The 15,275-nt window shown below is 52.1% G+C and carries 13 protein-coding genes and 1 tRNA gene; 13 read left to right on the top strand and 1 reads right to left on the bottom strand.

From position 1 onward, the window contains the following. The 10 genes from NTV65_11580 to hmgA all read left to right on the top strand — a co-directional run. The coding region (locus NTV65_11580) for a hypothetical protein (GenBank protein MCX6115836.1) at positions 1-462 on the top strand (462 nt) is incomplete at its 5' end. After that, the gene (locus NTV65_11575) at positions 459-1,331 is read left to right on the top strand and encodes an NAD(+)/NADH kinase (GenBank protein ID MCX6115835.1); all 873 of its coding nucleotides are present in this window, start codon (positions 459-461) and stop codon (positions 1,329-1,331) included. The genes NTV65_11580 and NTV65_11575, both read left to right, overlap by 4 nt. 348 nt (positions 1,332-1,679) lie before the next feature. After that, on the top strand, positions 1,680-3,329 hold the full coding sequence (recN, locus tag NTV65_11570; protein MCX6115834.1) for a DNA repair protein RecN: 1,650 nt from the start codon (positions 1,680-1,682) through the stop codon (positions 3,327-3,329). Between the two features lie 820 nt (positions 3,330-4,149). Further along, entirely contained in the window at positions 4,150-4,569 is a 420-nt protein-coding gene (locus NTV65_11565; GenBank protein MCX6115833.1) for a M23 family metallopeptidase, read from the top strand. Between the two features lie 67 nt (positions 4,570-4,636). Continuing rightward, positions 4,637-5,725: an SPFH domain-containing protein gene (locus NTV65_11560; GenBank protein ID MCX6115832.1), complete on the top strand. Its 1,089-nt coding sequence runs from the start codon at positions 4,637-4,639 to the stop codon at positions 5,723-5,725. Then, positions 5,712-6,875 carry an SPFH domain-containing protein gene (locus NTV65_11555; GenBank protein MCX6115831.1) on the top strand — a complete coding sequence of 388 codons (1,164 nt, stop codon included), beginning with the start codon at positions 5,712-5,714 and terminating at the stop codon, positions 6,873-6,875. Before NTV65_11560 ends, NTV65_11555 begins: the two co-directional genes overlap by 14 nt. Before the next feature lie 4 nt (positions 6,876-6,879). Continuing rightward, positions 6,880-7,803 carry a malate dehydrogenase gene (mdh, locus tag NTV65_11550; GenBank protein ID MCX6115830.1) on the top strand — a complete coding sequence of 308 codons (924 nt, stop codon included), beginning with the start codon at positions 6,880-6,882 and terminating at the stop codon, positions 7,801-7,803. Between the two features lie 97 nt (positions 7,804-7,900). Continuing rightward, entirely contained in the window at positions 7,901-9,061 is a 1,161-nt protein-coding gene (sucC, locus tag NTV65_11545) for an ADP-forming succinate--CoA ligase subunit beta (GenBank protein MCX6115829.1), read from the top strand. Between the two features lie 15 nt (positions 9,062-9,076). Beyond that, positions 9,077-9,949 (top strand): succinate--CoA ligase subunit alpha, encoded by an 873-nt coding sequence (gene sucD / locus NTV65_11540; GenBank protein MCX6115828.1) that lies wholly within the window; start codon positions 9,077-9,079, stop codon positions 9,947-9,949. A 42-nt stretch (positions 9,950-9,991) separates the two neighbouring features. Beyond that, positions 9,992-11,314 carry a homogentisate 1,2-dioxygenase gene (gene hmgA, locus NTV65_11535; protein ID MCX6115827.1) on the top strand — a complete coding sequence of 441 codons (1,323 nt, stop codon included), beginning with the start codon at positions 9,992-9,994 and terminating at the stop codon, positions 11,312-11,314. Positions 11,315-11,350: 36 nt separating this feature from the next. Here the strand turns inward: hmgA and NTV65_11530 are convergent, their stop codons facing one another. Beyond that, positions 11,351-11,794: a hypothetical protein gene (locus NTV65_11530; GenBank protein ID MCX6115826.1), complete on the bottom strand. Its 444-nt coding sequence runs from the start codon at positions 11,792-11,794 to the stop codon at positions 11,351-11,353. 186 nt (positions 11,795-11,980) lie between these two features. On the opposite strand from NTV65_11530, the gene NTV65_11525 reads away from it, so the two are divergent. From NTV65_11525 to NTV65_11515, 3 genes are all read left to right on the top strand, one after another. Continuing rightward, positions 11,981-12,054, top strand: a tRNA-Met gene (locus tag NTV65_11525). A 236-nt stretch (positions 12,055-12,290) separates the two neighbouring features. Next, the gene (locus NTV65_11520) at positions 12,291-14,381 is read left to right on the top strand and encodes an AAA family ATPase (protein ID MCX6115825.1); all 2,091 of its coding nucleotides are present in this window, start codon (positions 12,291-12,293) and stop codon (positions 14,379-14,381) included. A gap of 532 nt (positions 14,382-14,913) precedes the next feature. Further along, the coding region (locus NTV65_11515; GenBank protein MCX6115824.1) for a hypothetical protein at positions 14,914-15,275 on the top strand (362 nt) is incomplete at its 3' end.

The following is a 15,275-nucleotide window of genomic DNA, read 5'->3' as shown; positions in this document are numbered from 1 at the left end:
CTGCTGATGAGCGGCTGCGGCATGCTAAAGGAGCGCCCTAAAACTGAGAACGATGAATTTTCGATTATCGGCAAAGAGATTCCACCCAAGGAGGCCAAAAAGGTGCTAAATGAGGTGGGCCAGAACTTCGCCTATGGGCCGGGGCTCGGTGATACTGTGCTTAACGTTGGGGCGGTTGTTATTTTTCCACCCTATGCGATCTATCTGATCGGTAATGCGGCTCTCTCCTTAAGTGGGTATGAGCCGATCACGGTTTCTTCGGTTCTACCTGAAAAGGATGGTAAGGTTTGGTCAGAGAGCTACGATCGGGTGGTCTCTGGACCCGGAAAGGTTGCGGCCGCTATGGCGGGGCATGAATATCGCTCGCGTCAGGTGGCTGAGGAGCGAATGCAAACAGTTCTTAAGAATATAAAAGTTGAGCCCGCCAGTGTTGCGGTATCAGATCGAGGAAAGTGGCAATGATTAATCGAATCGGACTCGTTATTAGGCCAGGTAGTAATAGGGTGCTCGCCGTAGCTCGCGAGGTGGTTGCCTGGTGCCAAGCCCGTAACCTGGCGCTCGATGTTTGTCCGCACACCGCCAAGTCACTTAAGTTTCCAGACGGTGGTGTTTCAAGTAAGGAGATGGTCGAGCGCGCAGATCCGATCATTACTCTGGCTGGAGATGGAACTCTGATCGGAATTGCGCGTCATGTAGAGGGGGCCTCGCCCGTCTTTATCGGTGTAAACTTCGGAAACCTTGGGTTTTTAACAGAGGTTCGTCCCGATGAGATCTTCCCCGTGCTTGAGAGCGTTTTAACAGGCGAGGTTAAGTGTGCTGAGCGGGTTCTGCTTGAGGTGCAGGTTGAACGCAAGGGTTCGATCGTGTTTGAATCACGCGCGGTCAACGATGTAGTTGTGCAAAAGGGGGCCCGTTCACGGCTGCCGGAGCTTGATTTAGCCGTTAATGGGCACGATGTTGCTCGTATCAGAGCTGATGGAATTATTGTTGCAACACCAACCGGATCAACCGCCTACTCACTGGCAGCTGGGGGCTCAATCGCGCACCCTGCGTTGAGCGTTATCTTGGTAACCCCGATCTGTCCGCACTCCCTTACGAACCGGCCACTTATTCTGCCAGGAACAGCGACGGTAAAGATAGAGTTGCCACGTTTTGATGATGAGATGCTTGTTACGGTTGATGGACAGCTCTCAGAAAGGCTCGTTACAGGCGATATAATTAAGGTCTCACAGGCCAAACAGACGGTAAAGTTCGTAGTTTCCCGTGAAAAGAGCTACTTTGATATCCTACGCACTAAGCTTAATTGGGGCGTTCCTAATCGACCGGGGTAAAACAAACCCCTCAGGGGTCGATTTGCGGAGCAAATCGGGGGTGAAAACAATGACTATTCACCCCTAAAATAAGCGTCCCCGATTAGGGGACGTCAAGAAAGGTGAGTCTTTAGGACCGATCGCAAGATCGATTTCTTTTTAAACACCGACAAGTTTATACTAGGGTGAATATTAGCCCCTATCAAGGGGCGAGTTTGCGGAGCAAATCGGGGGTGAAAACAATGACTATTCACCCCTAAAATAAGCGTCCCCGATCAGGGGACGTCAAGAAAGGTGAGTCTTTAGGACCGATCGCAAGATCGATTTCTATTTAAACACCGACAAGTTTATACTAGGGTGAATAGTTGCATGTTATCGGAATTGACTATCACCAACTTTGCTATTATTGAGCGACAATCGCTCTCGTTCCACGCAGGCTTTAATGTAATTAGCGGCGAGACGGGAGCGGGCAAATCGATCCTGCTGCATGCGCTTGAATTTATTCTAGGGGGGAAGGGCTCACCTACGCTAATCCGTAGTGGTGCCGAGCAGCTTGAGGTTCAGGCACTCTTTGACCTTAGCCAGATTCCGGAGATCGTACGCAGTGAGTTGCCCGAGATCGTAGGCGAGCATGATGAGCTGGTGGTATCGCGCACCCTGCCCAGGGATGGTCGGGGAAAGGTGCTCATCAACGGCAGATTGGGCACGGTCTCGTTACTAGAGGAGATCGTTCGCAAGTTAGTTAATATCTGTAGCCAGCATCACCATACAAAGTTGCTCGATGCACGTTATCATCTAGAGCTGCTCGACGGCTTCTGCGAAGTGGGTAGCACGGCAGAGAGAATGAAGGCCGCCTATCGCAGTTGGTTTGAAAAGCGCACTGAGCTTTTAAAGCTGCAAGAGGCGCACTCTAAGGGTGTGGCTAGGCGCGAGGAGCTTGAGTCTATAGTTTCTGAGATCGGAGGGCTCACAAAGCTTAAGGTCGGAAGGCGTCTTGAGCTAGAGGGCGAGATAAAACGGATCGGCAACGCTGAGCGGTTAATTAACGTAGGGCAGCGAACTCTTGAGCTCCTTTCAGGCGAAGAGGGGTTAAGCCTGCGCATGAAGGAGCTCTCAGGAGCTATGCATGAACTGGTGCGGCTTGATCCAGGGGCCTCTAACATCTTGACTGAGTTTGATGCGGCGCGAACGGCACTTGTGCGTAGCGAGCTATCGATCGGTCGCTTTGTGCAGGCCCTTGATCTCGATTCATCGAGCCTTGAGAAGCTGCGCGAGGAGCTCTCAGATCTGGCGCGCATTGAACGCAAGTACCGTGTGGATGATGCGGGGCTTCTGGCGCTTAAGAGGGAGTCAGAGCAGGAGCTCGACGCAATATCGGGTGGCGAGAGGTACCGAGAGATTGAGCGCGAGGTGGCTATGTTGCTTGAGCAGGTGCTTAAGGTAGGGCAGGAGCTGCGCGCATTACGGAGCAAGGGGGCTCTGCTGCTATGTAGCTCGGTTGGGCAGGACTTAGCAGAGCTCAATATGCGGGACGCCTCACTTGATGTGCGTTTCTCTGAGATAGGGCCAACCGCTAGTGGACTCGATAAGGTTGAGCTGCTGATCTCAACCAACAAAGGGGAGCCGCACGCGACCCTCTCCCATATCGCCTCAGGGGGAGAGCTCTCGCGGGTCATGCTCGTTCTTAAGAAGATCCTGCGTGAGCGCTCCGGAGTAAACGTGCTCATCTTCGACGAGGTTGATACCGGCATATCCGGAGGGGTGGCGCGCTCGGTTGGACAGATGCTTAAAGAGATCTCAATTCGTTCGCAGGTCGTCTGTATTACCCACCTGCCGCAGGTGGCCTCCCTCTCTGACCGACACTTCCTGGTAAACAAGGAGGTTGGGGAGCGCGCCGTCACAGTAGTGCGCCAACTTACGGATCTAGAGAAGGTGGACGAGATCGCAAGGATGTTAGCTGGTTACAAGATAACAGAGGCTTCGAGAGCCTCGGCGAGGGAGCTGATCGGATCTAGCTGAAGCTGTCATAACAGGTAGTTATCACCCTCTAAAATTTGACCCAAATTGGTCAATCACGTAGCGTCTGTCCGTTAGCGGCCTGTACTCGGCTATTATATAGTAATCGATGAATAACGCTCAAAAGAGAGACTCATTTAAGATCCTATTAGCACGCTGCCTACGCTACGGTGTGGCGTCGGTAAAGGTACCGGTGCGTCTAGCTTTAATCGGTGGGGTGAGTTTCGGAATCACGGCTGGTGTCGCCACCTTTATGGCGGGCACCTTTATTACCAATCTTATTCAGCAAGCTAACGACGTTTACCTGGTGTACCGATTAACCGGAGAGCGGGACGAGCTTAGCGTAACCAATCAGCGCCTTGAACAGAAGATGGCGACCCTGCAACGGGAGTACGTGCGTAAGGTCGAGTATCAAGAGAGCGTTAAAGCCAAGCTTAAAGATCTACATAAGGTTCTGGAAGATTCAACGGCGCTTAGCCTTCTTAACGGGGCGTCTCCCAATAACCCTCAGCAGGGAGATACAGGGAAGCAGGTAGCTGTGAATAATAAACGGGGCGGTTCTCAGCCTGCAGTCGATGCTGTTGAGAGCTCGCTAAGGGCGCTACTTAATTCCCCGCATCTGAGGAGTAGCAGGAGGGCGACGGCCGCCCGTAAGAAGGAGATCTCATTATCTGTAGATAATGATAGCGCGCGGGCGATGCTCTCTCCGGCGATGCTAGTCGTGCCTAGGAATTCTCGTTCAGAAAGGTCCCCAATCAAGAGAGAGCGGCTGCAGGATGATGAGCAGGCATTGCTTCGTTCTCTCGATTTTTATCTCCTAGCGATGGAGGCCCTGCCGATCGGCTCCCCAGTGGTGGGTCGATTAAGCTCTGGATTTGGATACCGTACCTCACCATTTTCGCATCAATCTTCGTTTCACGAGGGGATAGATATCTCCCTCAGTAGGGGGGGAGCTGTTGTTGCAACCGGTGCCGGAGTTGTTAAAAGCGTTCTGTATCACCGTAACTACGGGTGGGTGATAGATGTTCAGCACACGCAGGATATTGTGACCCGCTACGCCCATCTTACTAAGGCCATGGTTAAGGTTGGGCAGGAGGTTGACCGTGGTCAACGTATAGCACTTTCAGGCTCCTCTGGGCGCTCAACTGGGCCGCACCTGCACTATGAGGTGCTCCATAATGGGCGCCCGAAGAATCCTAAGCCGTTCATAAAGCTCGCAGAGGGATTGAACGGGGTGTTGTAGGCGCTAGGCTTCTTGCAACGCTTTGTGAGTAGCCGAAAGTCGTGGTACCGGATATTATGTTGGTGATATGAAGTCTCACCATCTCGAGAGCGGAAGAGCTCTAACATCCCTGCTTTTTCTTATCCTGATCCTGGCCGTGGCGCTCGGGGGGGTGGCCTTTATCTTCGGCACGGTAGTTCCTATAGGATACGTAGGAGTTAGAAAGGTAGCTTTTGGTCCAGGGCAGGGTTTGGGAACTCAGCCCCTCGACCCCGGCTTTCACTGGACTATTCCAGGCTACTCTACGATCTATCAGGTGCCGCAAAGTATTAAGATCCTCGACTTTGATCGCGATACCCGTGCCAATCAGAATAGCTTCGGCTCGCTAGATATCCCAACGGTTGATGGAACCACGGTCGATATCGATGCTGCGGTGCTCTACCGCTTCTTTTCAAAGGCTGGCAAGACAGCTGGTCTCTCTCATGGTGGGGCTGCTGAGCTAATTAATCAGGTGGGAGCTACCGAGGCGCAGTGGGGCAGATACATTTCGCAGGTTGCAGAGAATGAGCTTAAGCGTGCGTTAAGTGCGTTATCCACCGTTGAGTTCTACGACCCTAAGACACGTGATGCCCGTATGGTTTACACAGAGCAACAGCTACGTGAGCGTCTGGCGCCCCTCGGTGTCCGGATCGACGCCGTATTATTGCGTCGCTACACCTACCGTGCTGAGATCGATCAGGCCATCTTCAAAAAGAACCTCCAGGAGCTAGAGTCAGCATATAATAAGGTAGGGGGCGAATTTGCAGAAGCGCAGCGCGACGTAAATAAGGTTGAAACGAACGGAGTCGTAGCGATTCAGAACCTTGATAAACAGGGAATTAGCGAGGCAGAAAAAATTCGCTCGGAGGGAGATCTCTACCGGCGTGAAAAAATTGCGCAAGGTACGTTGCTAATTGCAAAGGCCAAAGCCACTAACGATCGAATGCGTAACGAGGTGCTCTCAAAGGTCGGGAGTGATGTTTATGTGGCGCTCCAGTTAGCGCAGAGCCTGGCATCGCTTAAGGGGGGTGTTGTGGCCAACGTCGACCCCTATGATTTTGATGGTTGGGTAAAAAAGTTGTCGGGCGCAAACCCTGCTAAACTTGAGAAGGATGGGAATAACGATGCGCAGCCGTAAGATATCCGTATCGATCCTAACATTTATATTAGCAACGCTCAGTGCGTGTGATACCGGCTTGCAGCACATGGGAACAACCGAGTACGGCGTGCGTTTTCGTACCCTGCCGACCTTTCTGGGTGGTGGAGTTGGAGGGCCGGGCAGTATCGCGCTCCCCCTTCAGACGGTGGTGGTGCTGCCCTGGGAGAAGATCTATCGCTTTGACACTGCACCGCAGTACCTAAGTTGGGGGCGCGGTATGGCGAATGGCGGCGGATCTATGCAGCTCGTTCAAGACGAGGATGTGTATACCCGCGCCCGTGACGGCAATGAAGCGGCCCTTAAGTTGACCGTTCGTTACCGTATTAAGCCTGATCCAGAGGCGCTCACAAAGCTTGTACAGGAGGTCGCTACAGATCAGAGCGATGTGCGCCTGCTTGTTATCTCTGTGGTACGCTCAGAGATCCGTACCTGCATGAACCGCCTGAGGACCGTCGAGTTTCGTGACGATAAAAAGCGTAACGAGACCGTTGATGCGGCGCTCAAAGCTGCCGAGCTGCGACTTGGGCCCCTCGGTATCGAAGTTGAGGCTATCAACTTAAAGCAATACCGCTTCGTGCGACTCCTGCCAGATGGCAAGGAGGATACAAGTTATCAGGACCGTCTGCGCGAGATTCAGGAGATGGAGCAGGATATTCAGGGCGAGCGCACCCGTATCGAAACCGTTAGAGCAAAGAAGCAGAAGGAGTTTGCAGAGGCCGAGAGCGCATTTAATGCTCGCATCGCAGAGGCTAAGGGCTACAAGGAGCAGTCAGCCTATCAGGGAGACAGCTACTTTACGGCGCGTAGTAATGAAGCCAAGGCCGTTACGGCTGAGGGTAACGCTGAGGTTGAGGGATTACGACAACAGATCGCGGCGCTCTCGGGCCAGGGGGGCCAGGCCATGTTGCGGCTTGAGGTGGCAAAGCAGCTCGCCAAGGGCAATCCACGTTTTATTGCTCTGGGGCAGGGGCGTTCAGGTGGCGGCGCGGCTGAGCTGGGGCTATCAAAGATCGATTTAAATCAGGTGTTGCAACAGTTGGGGGTCGTTGAAGGGCTTTACGGAGAGCCGCAACGGGCGCAAACTGGGGCGGCTATAGATAAGACTAATGGAGAGCGAGATGACAGGTAGTTCGATTCGAAGAAGAAAGATAGCGCTGATCGGGGCGGGACAGATCGGCGGGACGCTCGCCATGTTGTGCGGGATGCGAAATCTTGGCGACGTTGTTCTCTTTGACGTTGTTGAGGGAATGCCGCAGGGTAAGGCGCTTGATCTCTCGCACCTTGCGCCGGTATTTGGACTGGATTTTAAAATAACTGGAACAAACAATATCGCAGATATCGCCGGTGCAGATGTTTGTGTCGTTACGTCTGGTCTGCCGCGTAAACCAGGAATGAGTCGTGATGATCTGGTGAAGACTAACGCCGAGATCGTGCGCAACGTTGCAAAGGGTATTCGCGAGAACGCTCCAGAGGCTTTTGTTATTGTGGTTACAAACCCACTCGATGCGATGGTCTACCTGATGCAAAAGGAGACCGGATTTGCAGCTAATCGCGTAGTCGGTATGGCTGGAGTTCTCGATACGGCCCGTTACCAGGCATTTCTTGCGGACGAGTTAAACGTTTCCGTCGCGTCGGTATCAGCCTTCGTGCTCGGTGGGCATGGGGATGATATGGTTCCGGTGCGCTCCTTTACTACCTGTAACGGAGTTCCTGTTGGAAATCTGATTAAGGCTGATAGGCTCGATGCTATTGAGAAGCGTGTGCGTGGTGCTGGTGGAGAGGTTGTTGCGCTTCTTAAAAACGGCTCGGCATTTTACTCACCAGCAGCCTCTGCCATTCAAATGGTGGAGTCGTACCTCTTTGATCAACGGCGGGTGTTGGCAGCCGCAGCAAAGTTAAACGGCGAGTACGGTCTAAAGGATCTCTATATAGGTGTGCCGGTAATTATCGGTAGGGGGGGAATTGAAAAGGTGGTCGAGATAGAGCTGGCTGAGGCTGAGCGCACAGCGCTGCATGAATCTGCAGAGCGTGTGAAGGCGCTGCTTGCCATCCTTTAAATTATACACCTTAATTAACCCGGACGGGGTGATAATCGACACTGAGAACCTGCTGGGCGACCGATTTTTAGATAATTAGGAAATAGAGAGTAAAGATATGAATCTCCACGAGTATCAAGCGAAACAGGTTCTGAAGAAATTTGGACTTCCGGTCCTGAATGGATATCTATGCTACACACCGGGTGAGGCGGAGGCAGCTGCCGATCTACTAGGTGGTGGTGTCTGTGTTGTAAAGGCGCAGGTGCACGCCGGTGGTCGTGGTAAGGCCGGTGGGGTTAAGGTTGCTAAGAGCCCCTCGGAGGCCCGCGCTTACGCAGAAAAGATCCTAGGCATGACCCTCGTTACTCCGCAGACCGGAGCAGAGGGCAAGCTTGTGCGTAAGGTCTACGTAGAGGCTGGGTGTAATATCGCAAAGGAGTACTACCTTAGTATCCTAGTGGACCGCGCCAATCGCTGCGTTTCTATTATCGCCTCAACTGAGGGCGGGATGGAGATCGAGGAGGTCGCGCACAATACACCGGAGAAGATCCTAAATGTGCGCATCGATCCTAAGGTTGGATTGCAGAGCTTTCAGGCAGCAACGCTCGCTATCGCTCTCGGTATTCCAGTTGAGGGGCGCAAGTCGTTCTGTGAGGTGGTAAAGGGGCTCTACAGATCCTTTGTAGGGAGCGATCTTGGGTTGCTAGAGGTTAATCCATTGGTGCTAACAAAGGATAATACATTCGTTGTGCTCGATGCGAAGGTTGCACTTGAGGATAACGCCGCCTTTAGGCAGCCAGAGATCCACGCCATGCTTGATTACGATGAGCAGGACCCACGCGATCTCCGCGCACAGAAATTTGGGCTTAACTACGTAGGGCTAGATGGAAATATCGGCTGCCTTGTAAACGGCGCCGGACTTGCTATGGCAACCATGGATATCATTAAGTCGTTCGGTGGCGAGCCGGCTAACTTTTTGGATGTAGGGGGCGGAGCAACGAAAGAGAACGTAACCGAGGCGTTCCGTATTCTACTCTCTGATCCGAAGGTGAAGGGCATTCTCGTTAATATCTTTGGTGGAATCATGAAGTGCGACGTGATCGCCACGGGCGTTATCGAAGCAGCCAAGGAGGTTGGGCTTAAGGTGCCACTAGTCGTACGGCTGCAGGGAACCAACGTTGATCTTGGTCGCAAGATGTTGGCTGAATCCGGTCTGGCGATTACGCCAGCAGATACGATGGATGATGCCGCCAAAAAGATCGTGGCTTTAGCGAAGTAAGTTAAGGAATATAGCATGAGCGTTTTAGTAGATAAGAACACACGCGTTGTAACGCAGGGCATTACTGGAAAGACCGGCGCTTTTCACACCAGGGCGTGCCGCGAGTACGGCACACAGATGGTAGCAGGAGTAACACCTGGCAAGGGTGGACAGGACTTTGAGGGGATTCCCCTCTTTGATACCGTACAACAGGCCAAGCGCGAGACGGGGGCTAACGTTTCGATCATATACGTTCCGCCACCTTTTGCGGCGGACGCCATTATGGAGGCGGTTGATGCGGACCTTGATCTGGTGATCTGTATCACCGAGGGTATTCCGGTGCTCGACATGCTTAAGGTAGCAACTTATATGCAGGGTCGTCGGAGCCGTCTGATCGGACCAAACTGTCCCGGTATTATCACACCCGGCCAAGCTAAGATCGGTATTATGCCGGGCTTTATCCATAAGCCGGGACGTATCGGTGTTGTATCACGCAGCGGAACCCTGACCTATGAGGCCGTTTACCAGCTCTCAAACCTCGGCATGGGTCAATCGACCTGTATCGGTATCGGTGGAGATCCCCTTAACGGCACTAGCTTTATCGACTGTCTAACCCTCTTTAATAACGATCCAGATACGGACGCCGTTGTTATGATCGGAGAGATCGGAGGTAGCGCTGAGGTAGAGGCCGCGCAGTGGGTCAAGCAGAACATGAAGAAGCCGGTGGTGTCGTTTATCGCTGGGGCCACAGCACCTCCAGGACGCCGTATGGGACATGCTGGAGCGATCATTAGTGGTGGTGACGATACGGCGGAGGCGAAGTTTAAAGCGCTAGAGGCTGCGGGGATTCACACCGTACGCTCACCACATGAGATCGGAGCGAAGATGCATGAGGTGATCGGTCGGTAGAAGATTAGCGTAAAAGATTAAAGAGAAGGTTGCGATAAAAGCATGGGAGCAACTATTAAAAGCGCGATTATTCCGGGGTATATGCCCGGCTTTGGCAACGATTTTGAAACGGAGGCGTTGCCTGGGGCGCTACCGTACGGGCAGAACTCCCCACAAAAGTGCGCCTACGGTCTCTATGCAGAGCAGCTCTCAGGATCGCCTTTTACGGCACCACGTGGAGCTAATGAGCGTTCGTGGTTGTACCGGATTCAGCCATCGGTAACTCATACCGGTGCTTTCTCTAGGGTTGACTTGCCTTTCTGGAGGAGTGCCCCGTGTCTCGATGATCATACCCTGGCACTTGGCCAACTGCGCTGGAGTCCCCCTCTAGCGCCGACTGAGAAAACAACCTTTATCTCCGGCATTCGCACGATGACTACGGCGGGGGATGTTAATACTCAGACCGGCATGGCGGCGAGCCTCTTCTTTGTTAACGCATCGATGCAGGATCAGTACTTTTACAACGCAGATGGTGAGCTTCTAATAGTGCCACAGGAGGGCTCGCTCTGCTTCTTTACAGAGCTTGGCAAGATCGATATCTCGCCTGGAGAGATCTGCATTATTCCGCGTGGGATGAAGTTTAGAGTTGAATTGTCCAGCACTTCTGCGCGCGGATATATGTGCGAGAACTACGGGGGAAAGTTTACCCTGCCTAATCGGGGGCCAATCGGGGCGAACTGTTTGGCGAATCCGCGTGACTTTAAAACCCCCGTTGCTGCTTTTGAGGATAAACTTACTGCAAGTACGGTTACTGTTAAATGGTGCGGAAAGTTCTTTGAAACAAAGATCGATCACTCGCCACTTGATGTCGTGGCGTGGCACGGTAATTACGCGCCGTATAAGTATGACCTAAGAACATTCGCGCCGGTTGGGGCGACACTATTTGATCATCCGGATCCATCGATCTATTCCGTACTGACAGCGCCGTCGGGGGAGGAGGGTAGCGCAAACATTGATTTCGTTATCTTCCCTGAACGGTGGGAGGTGGCGGAGCATACTTTTAGGCCACCCTGGTACCATATGAACATTATGTCTGAGTTTATGGGGCTTATTTACGGGGTGTATGAGGCCAAGCCGGACGGCTTTTTGCCGGGTGGTGTAAGCCTGCACAACTGTATGTTGCCGCATGGCCCGGACGCCGTGGCCTTTGATAAGGCGAGTAACAAGCCGTTGGAGGCTAGAAAGCTCTCGAATACGATGGCGTTTATGTTTGAGACCCGCTATCCGCAACATCTGACGAAATATGCTGCACAACTTGACGTGTTGCAGTCGGACTACCGCAAGTGCTGGCAGGGGTTGCCACGGATATTTAACGGGCAGCCGTAGGCCTGCTAGTAGAGCGCCGAAGGGAAGAAAAATTCGCTAGGCGAGTCTAGGCAGGAATGGCTTTGGGCTTGGGGTGTTGATCGTATCAGGGTAGAGCTCATCTAAGCGCTTAAGGATGCGCTGTTGGGCCGCCTGCACATCTGATGAGCGCATCGGCGGGAGGTTTTCAAAATCGTCTTCGATCAGGCGCTGACGGGACTCCGACATATTATGCAGGATCTTTGCGCGTACCGGTTGGGGGGCGCTCTTAAGTGAGATAACGACGTCACGGTGCGCTACTTCACGCAATAATTTCTGAACGGTGTGGTCATTAAGTTCAGTTATCTGTTCAAAGTTAAACAGGTTCTCTTGAATCTTGGCGGCGGAGGAGGGGCTAGTGATCTTAATAGATTCAAGCAGCTGCTCACGATCCTCGCTAGGCAAGCAGCTCAGGATCTGGGCGGCAACACGTGCTCCATCGATTGTCTCTTCCTTTGACATAGAGATTAAGATGCAACTAAATATGGGATGGGTGTTAAAAATTGCAACAGAGCAGCTCATATAGAGCGCCTTTACAGAGCAAAAAAATGAGTTGGATAGAGTGCTTAGATGATATAGCAGAGGTCTGTAGGGACTTGCATTTTTCACCCCTGTCAGGCAAGCTCGCCGTTCCAAAATAACCCTTTTGCCCACGTAGCTCAGCTGGTTAGAGCGCAGAACTCATAATTCTGAGGTCCCTTGTTCGAATCAAGGCGTGGGCAGTTTCTTGGCTACACCAGCTTGCCTGCGGCAAGATTAGCGTGACGCTGGAGGGGACTTTCCCCCTCGGCTCCAGCCGAGCGAAGCGATGCGGCATGATTCCATAGTCGAAAATTCAGCCTGTTTTTACCCAGCTACGTTAGTTTTTTAAGCCTTATTTAGAGGCAACAGTGCTTAAACATGCTATACTGCGCCGCTCTAAATATCTCATGAGTAGTTTTATAGGTCACATCTCCCGATGAGTATTTCATCCAAAGAGCAGGATAGTATCGTAAGCGAGGAGGGGGTTTTTCGTGGGGTCCACGATTCTCTCTCTGCGCAGATCTTGCGCGCGCAGGATCGTCTGTACCTGGAAAATAAAAGGGCACGTGCTCTGACATCAGAGATCATGGAGACCCGGCGTCTTGAGGATAAGGCGCTGCTAGCCTCCGATGAAGCTGTTTCGCACGGACTTAAAGACGCAAAACGGGAAGAGGTGGAGACCCTTAATAAGCAGGTTGATAATCCCTATTTTGCGCGGATCGAACTAGAGGAGGAGCAGCAATCGGGTTCAAAGATTCGTATCGAATACAAGCTCGGATTCTCTGCCAATACTGATTGCCGCATTATCGATTGGAGGCGCGCTCCAATTTCTAAATTATACTACGAATACAAAGAGGGTGAGGAGTACTGCGAAGAGATCCTGGGGCGCGAGCGTAATGGGAACGTCCTGCTACGTAATCGGGTTGAGGTAAAGAATGGGGAGCTGCGCTCAGTTGAGAATCGCTACGGCACCTTCCGTTGGAACTCTAGCAAAGCCTGCTGGGAGTCGAGCTCAGGTTCCAGCCGGGAAGGACGAACAGGGGATGGACAGCTACCAGAGATATTATCACTCATTACAGCAGAGCAGTTCCGCTCGATAACGGTGGATGCAGATACAGCGATACTAATTCAGGGCATCGCCGGATCTGGAAAAACCACCGTCGCTATTCATAGACTCGCATGGCTTTTACACCACGACAATTCGCCCCTCAAGCCAGAGGAGGCCTGCGTGATAGTGCTAAGCCCCGCTCTGCGTGCCTATGTTGAAAGCTCACTGCCCTCTGCCGGTATTAAAGCTGTCGCGGTGCGAACGTATCACGAGTGGGCCAGACGCACCTTTCGGTCGCTTGAGCCTGGTAGAGAGTTTCCGTTCGGGCGCGCGCTGGAGCAGTCGCCCTTAGAGATTGCACGAGTTAAGCGCTCAATTGCGCTGCTCAAGGCTATCGACGCTTCGGTTACAAGAGAGGTTCTCGGCGCAGCGCCGATTCGTTTTGCAGATTTACGGAGTAAGCTCCTTGCTATCTTATCTGACTCTGAGATGGTCTGCTCATTCGACACGACAAGACTTCTGCGTCCTGAAATGGTGACGAATACATATCAGAACACCGTGAATAATTTCAACGATGAGGTCTTGGATTGGAACGATGATGCTTTGCTCTTAAGGATATTTCAGCGGCTGCGCGGAGCAGTCATTACTGAGCAAGCTACCCTTGGTAGCTACGGGCATATAGTAGTGGATGAGGTACAGGATCTATCAGCGGTTGAACTAGCTACCTTGATAGGTTCGGTAAAGCATCACAAGGATGTCACCTTAGTGGGTGATGTTTCGCAGAATCTGGATCGTACCGGGGCCTTTCCTGGCTGGGACGAGCTGCGCAGATACTGGAACTTCGATAGTGAGAGCTCGCGCTATATCTCGCTGGAGGTTAGCCACCGCTCAACCCTGCCTATTATGCGACTAGCCGACCACCTGCAACGGCGTGAGGTGGTCAAGTCTGGGCGAGCAGGACGCACCCCGATCTGGTTTAAATGCCAAGATGAGGCGCAGGGGATCGGGTGTGTTCTAAAGTGGTTGACCAAAGCAGGGGAGCTATATCCGAATCGAATAGTTTGCGTTATCTGCGCTACTCCTCAGGATGCAAAGTTCGCATATCAGATGTTACGACCAACCTTTGGGGCAGGTGTAAGGCTAGGAGACGCATACTCGTTTTCCTTTGAGGAGGGGATCTTGGTAACAGATGTACGGCAGGTAAAGGGGCTTGAGTTTTTCTCCGTCTTGCTCTGGAATCCCTCTTCGCAAGCTTATCCTGCTAGCGAGCTGGGACAGAATCTGTTGTATGTGGCAGTAACCCGAGCAGAGGATAATCTCTGTATCGTGTCATGGAATCGTGCGGCGAAGGCGCTTCCGGTATTCGGAGCATCTAAGCTTGTTCGCTCGGTGGACATGACTGAGGTCAAAGAGGATTCAAGGGCTGTTCAGAACGATGATCCAGTGCTTCCAGGGCCCTCTTGGGCGAAGGGGCGTTGATGCTCCTGTATTAAACGTAAGAGTCCTTGATACCCAAAACCCCCAGTAATACTGGCTAAATGAGCCATTAACAGAGTACTACTGAAAGCAGTGCTCTTAATTTAATGGACTACAAAGTCACCTGGAATAAGGGAGTCGATAAAGCATTAGCTAAGGTCCCCTAATTTATTCGCGATAGATTTATTGCCTGGGCAATGGTTGTTGAACGGGTGGGCTTGGTTGAGGTACGAAAGCTTTCACGGTACCATGACGAACCTCTTAAGGGGACTCGCAAAGGGCAGATGTCCATCAGACTTAATCGCGCTTATCGTGCCATCTATATTGTGCATAAGGATGGCAAAATTCAGAGCCGTTGACTTTCCAAGGTGCCACCCTTACTTCCCAAGCCGTTGATTTTATAGGGCCTCTAGCGCTGCTCTGGAGTTGGATGGCGGCAGCCGTGACGGAGTAACGCGTCAGGCAGCTCTAATAGGCAACCAATCTGGGCGTAGATCCGAATAGCCTAGAGAAAAAATAGCTATTTTGGAGTGATATGAAGGAATCAAGCAAATTATTTCAGTTAATTACAGGTGCCGTAGTTGTATTTTGCTCTGTTGGTTTAGCTCGGGCCGATGAGTGGGTATATCGTGATCTCATTCTTGCGGAGAGTTCTGGAGATGTTATGGCCCGTAATTTAAAAGTTCCGGGTCTTGGATGGTTGGGACATCTCGGTATGTACGATGCCAAGACAAATACAGTATTGGAATTACTAAAGGCAGCTACCCCCATAGTGACAATGCAGAACAGTGCAGTAGATTTTATGCGAGCTAGTGGCATTGATGGCTATTGGGGAGCGAAATATGCGCGACAGTATGGAGTGCAGGAGGTTATCATCGAAGGGTGGGGGCAAAGAAT

The organism is Pseudomonadota bacterium (genome assembly GCA_026390555.1).
GTDB lineage: Bacteria > Bdellovibrionota_C > UBA2361 > UBA2361 > OMII01 > OMII01.
Note: the sequence above shows the minus strand (reverse complement) of the source record. Positions and strands in the feature narration are given on the sequence as shown.

What these genes read in the sequence shown, in the direction of transcription:
- NTV65_11575 (MCX6115835.1), top strand. Translation starts at nt 459, where the DNA reads ATGATTAATCGAATCGGACTCGTTATTAGGCCAGGTAGTAATAGGGTG.
- recN (MCX6115834.1), top strand. Translation starts at nt 1,680, where the DNA reads ATGTTATCGGAATTGACTATCACCAACTTTGCTATTATTGAGCGACAA.
- NTV65_11565 (MCX6115833.1), top strand. Translation starts at nt 4,150, where the DNA reads ATGGAGGCCCTGCCGATCGGCTCCCCAGTGGTGGGTCGATTAAGCTCT.
- NTV65_11560 (MCX6115832.1), top strand. Translation starts at nt 4,637, where the DNA reads ATGAAGTCTCACCATCTCGAGAGCGGAAGAGCTCTAACATCCCTGCTT.
- NTV65_11555 (MCX6115831.1), top strand. Translation starts at nt 5,712, where the DNA reads ATGCGCAGCCGTAAGATATCCGTATCGATCCTAACATTTATATTAGCA.
- sucC (MCX6115829.1), top strand. Translation starts at nt 7,901, where the DNA reads ATGAATCTCCACGAGTATCAAGCGAAACAGGTTCTGAAGAAATTTGGA.
- sucD (MCX6115828.1), top strand. Translation starts at nt 9,077, where the DNA reads ATGAGCGTTTTAGTAGATAAGAACACACGCGTTGTAACGCAGGGCATT.
- hmgA (MCX6115827.1), top strand. Translation starts at nt 9,992, where the DNA reads ATGGGAGCAACTATTAAAAGCGCGATTATTCCGGGGTATATGCCCGGC.
- NTV65_11530 (MCX6115826.1), bottom strand. Translation starts at nt 11,794, where the DNA reads ATGTCAAAGGAAGAGACAATCGATGGAGCACGTGTTGCCGCCCAGATC.
- NTV65_11520 (MCX6115825.1), top strand. Translation starts at nt 12,291, where the DNA reads ATGAGTATTTCATCCAAAGAGCAGGATAGTATCGTAAGCGAGGAGGGG.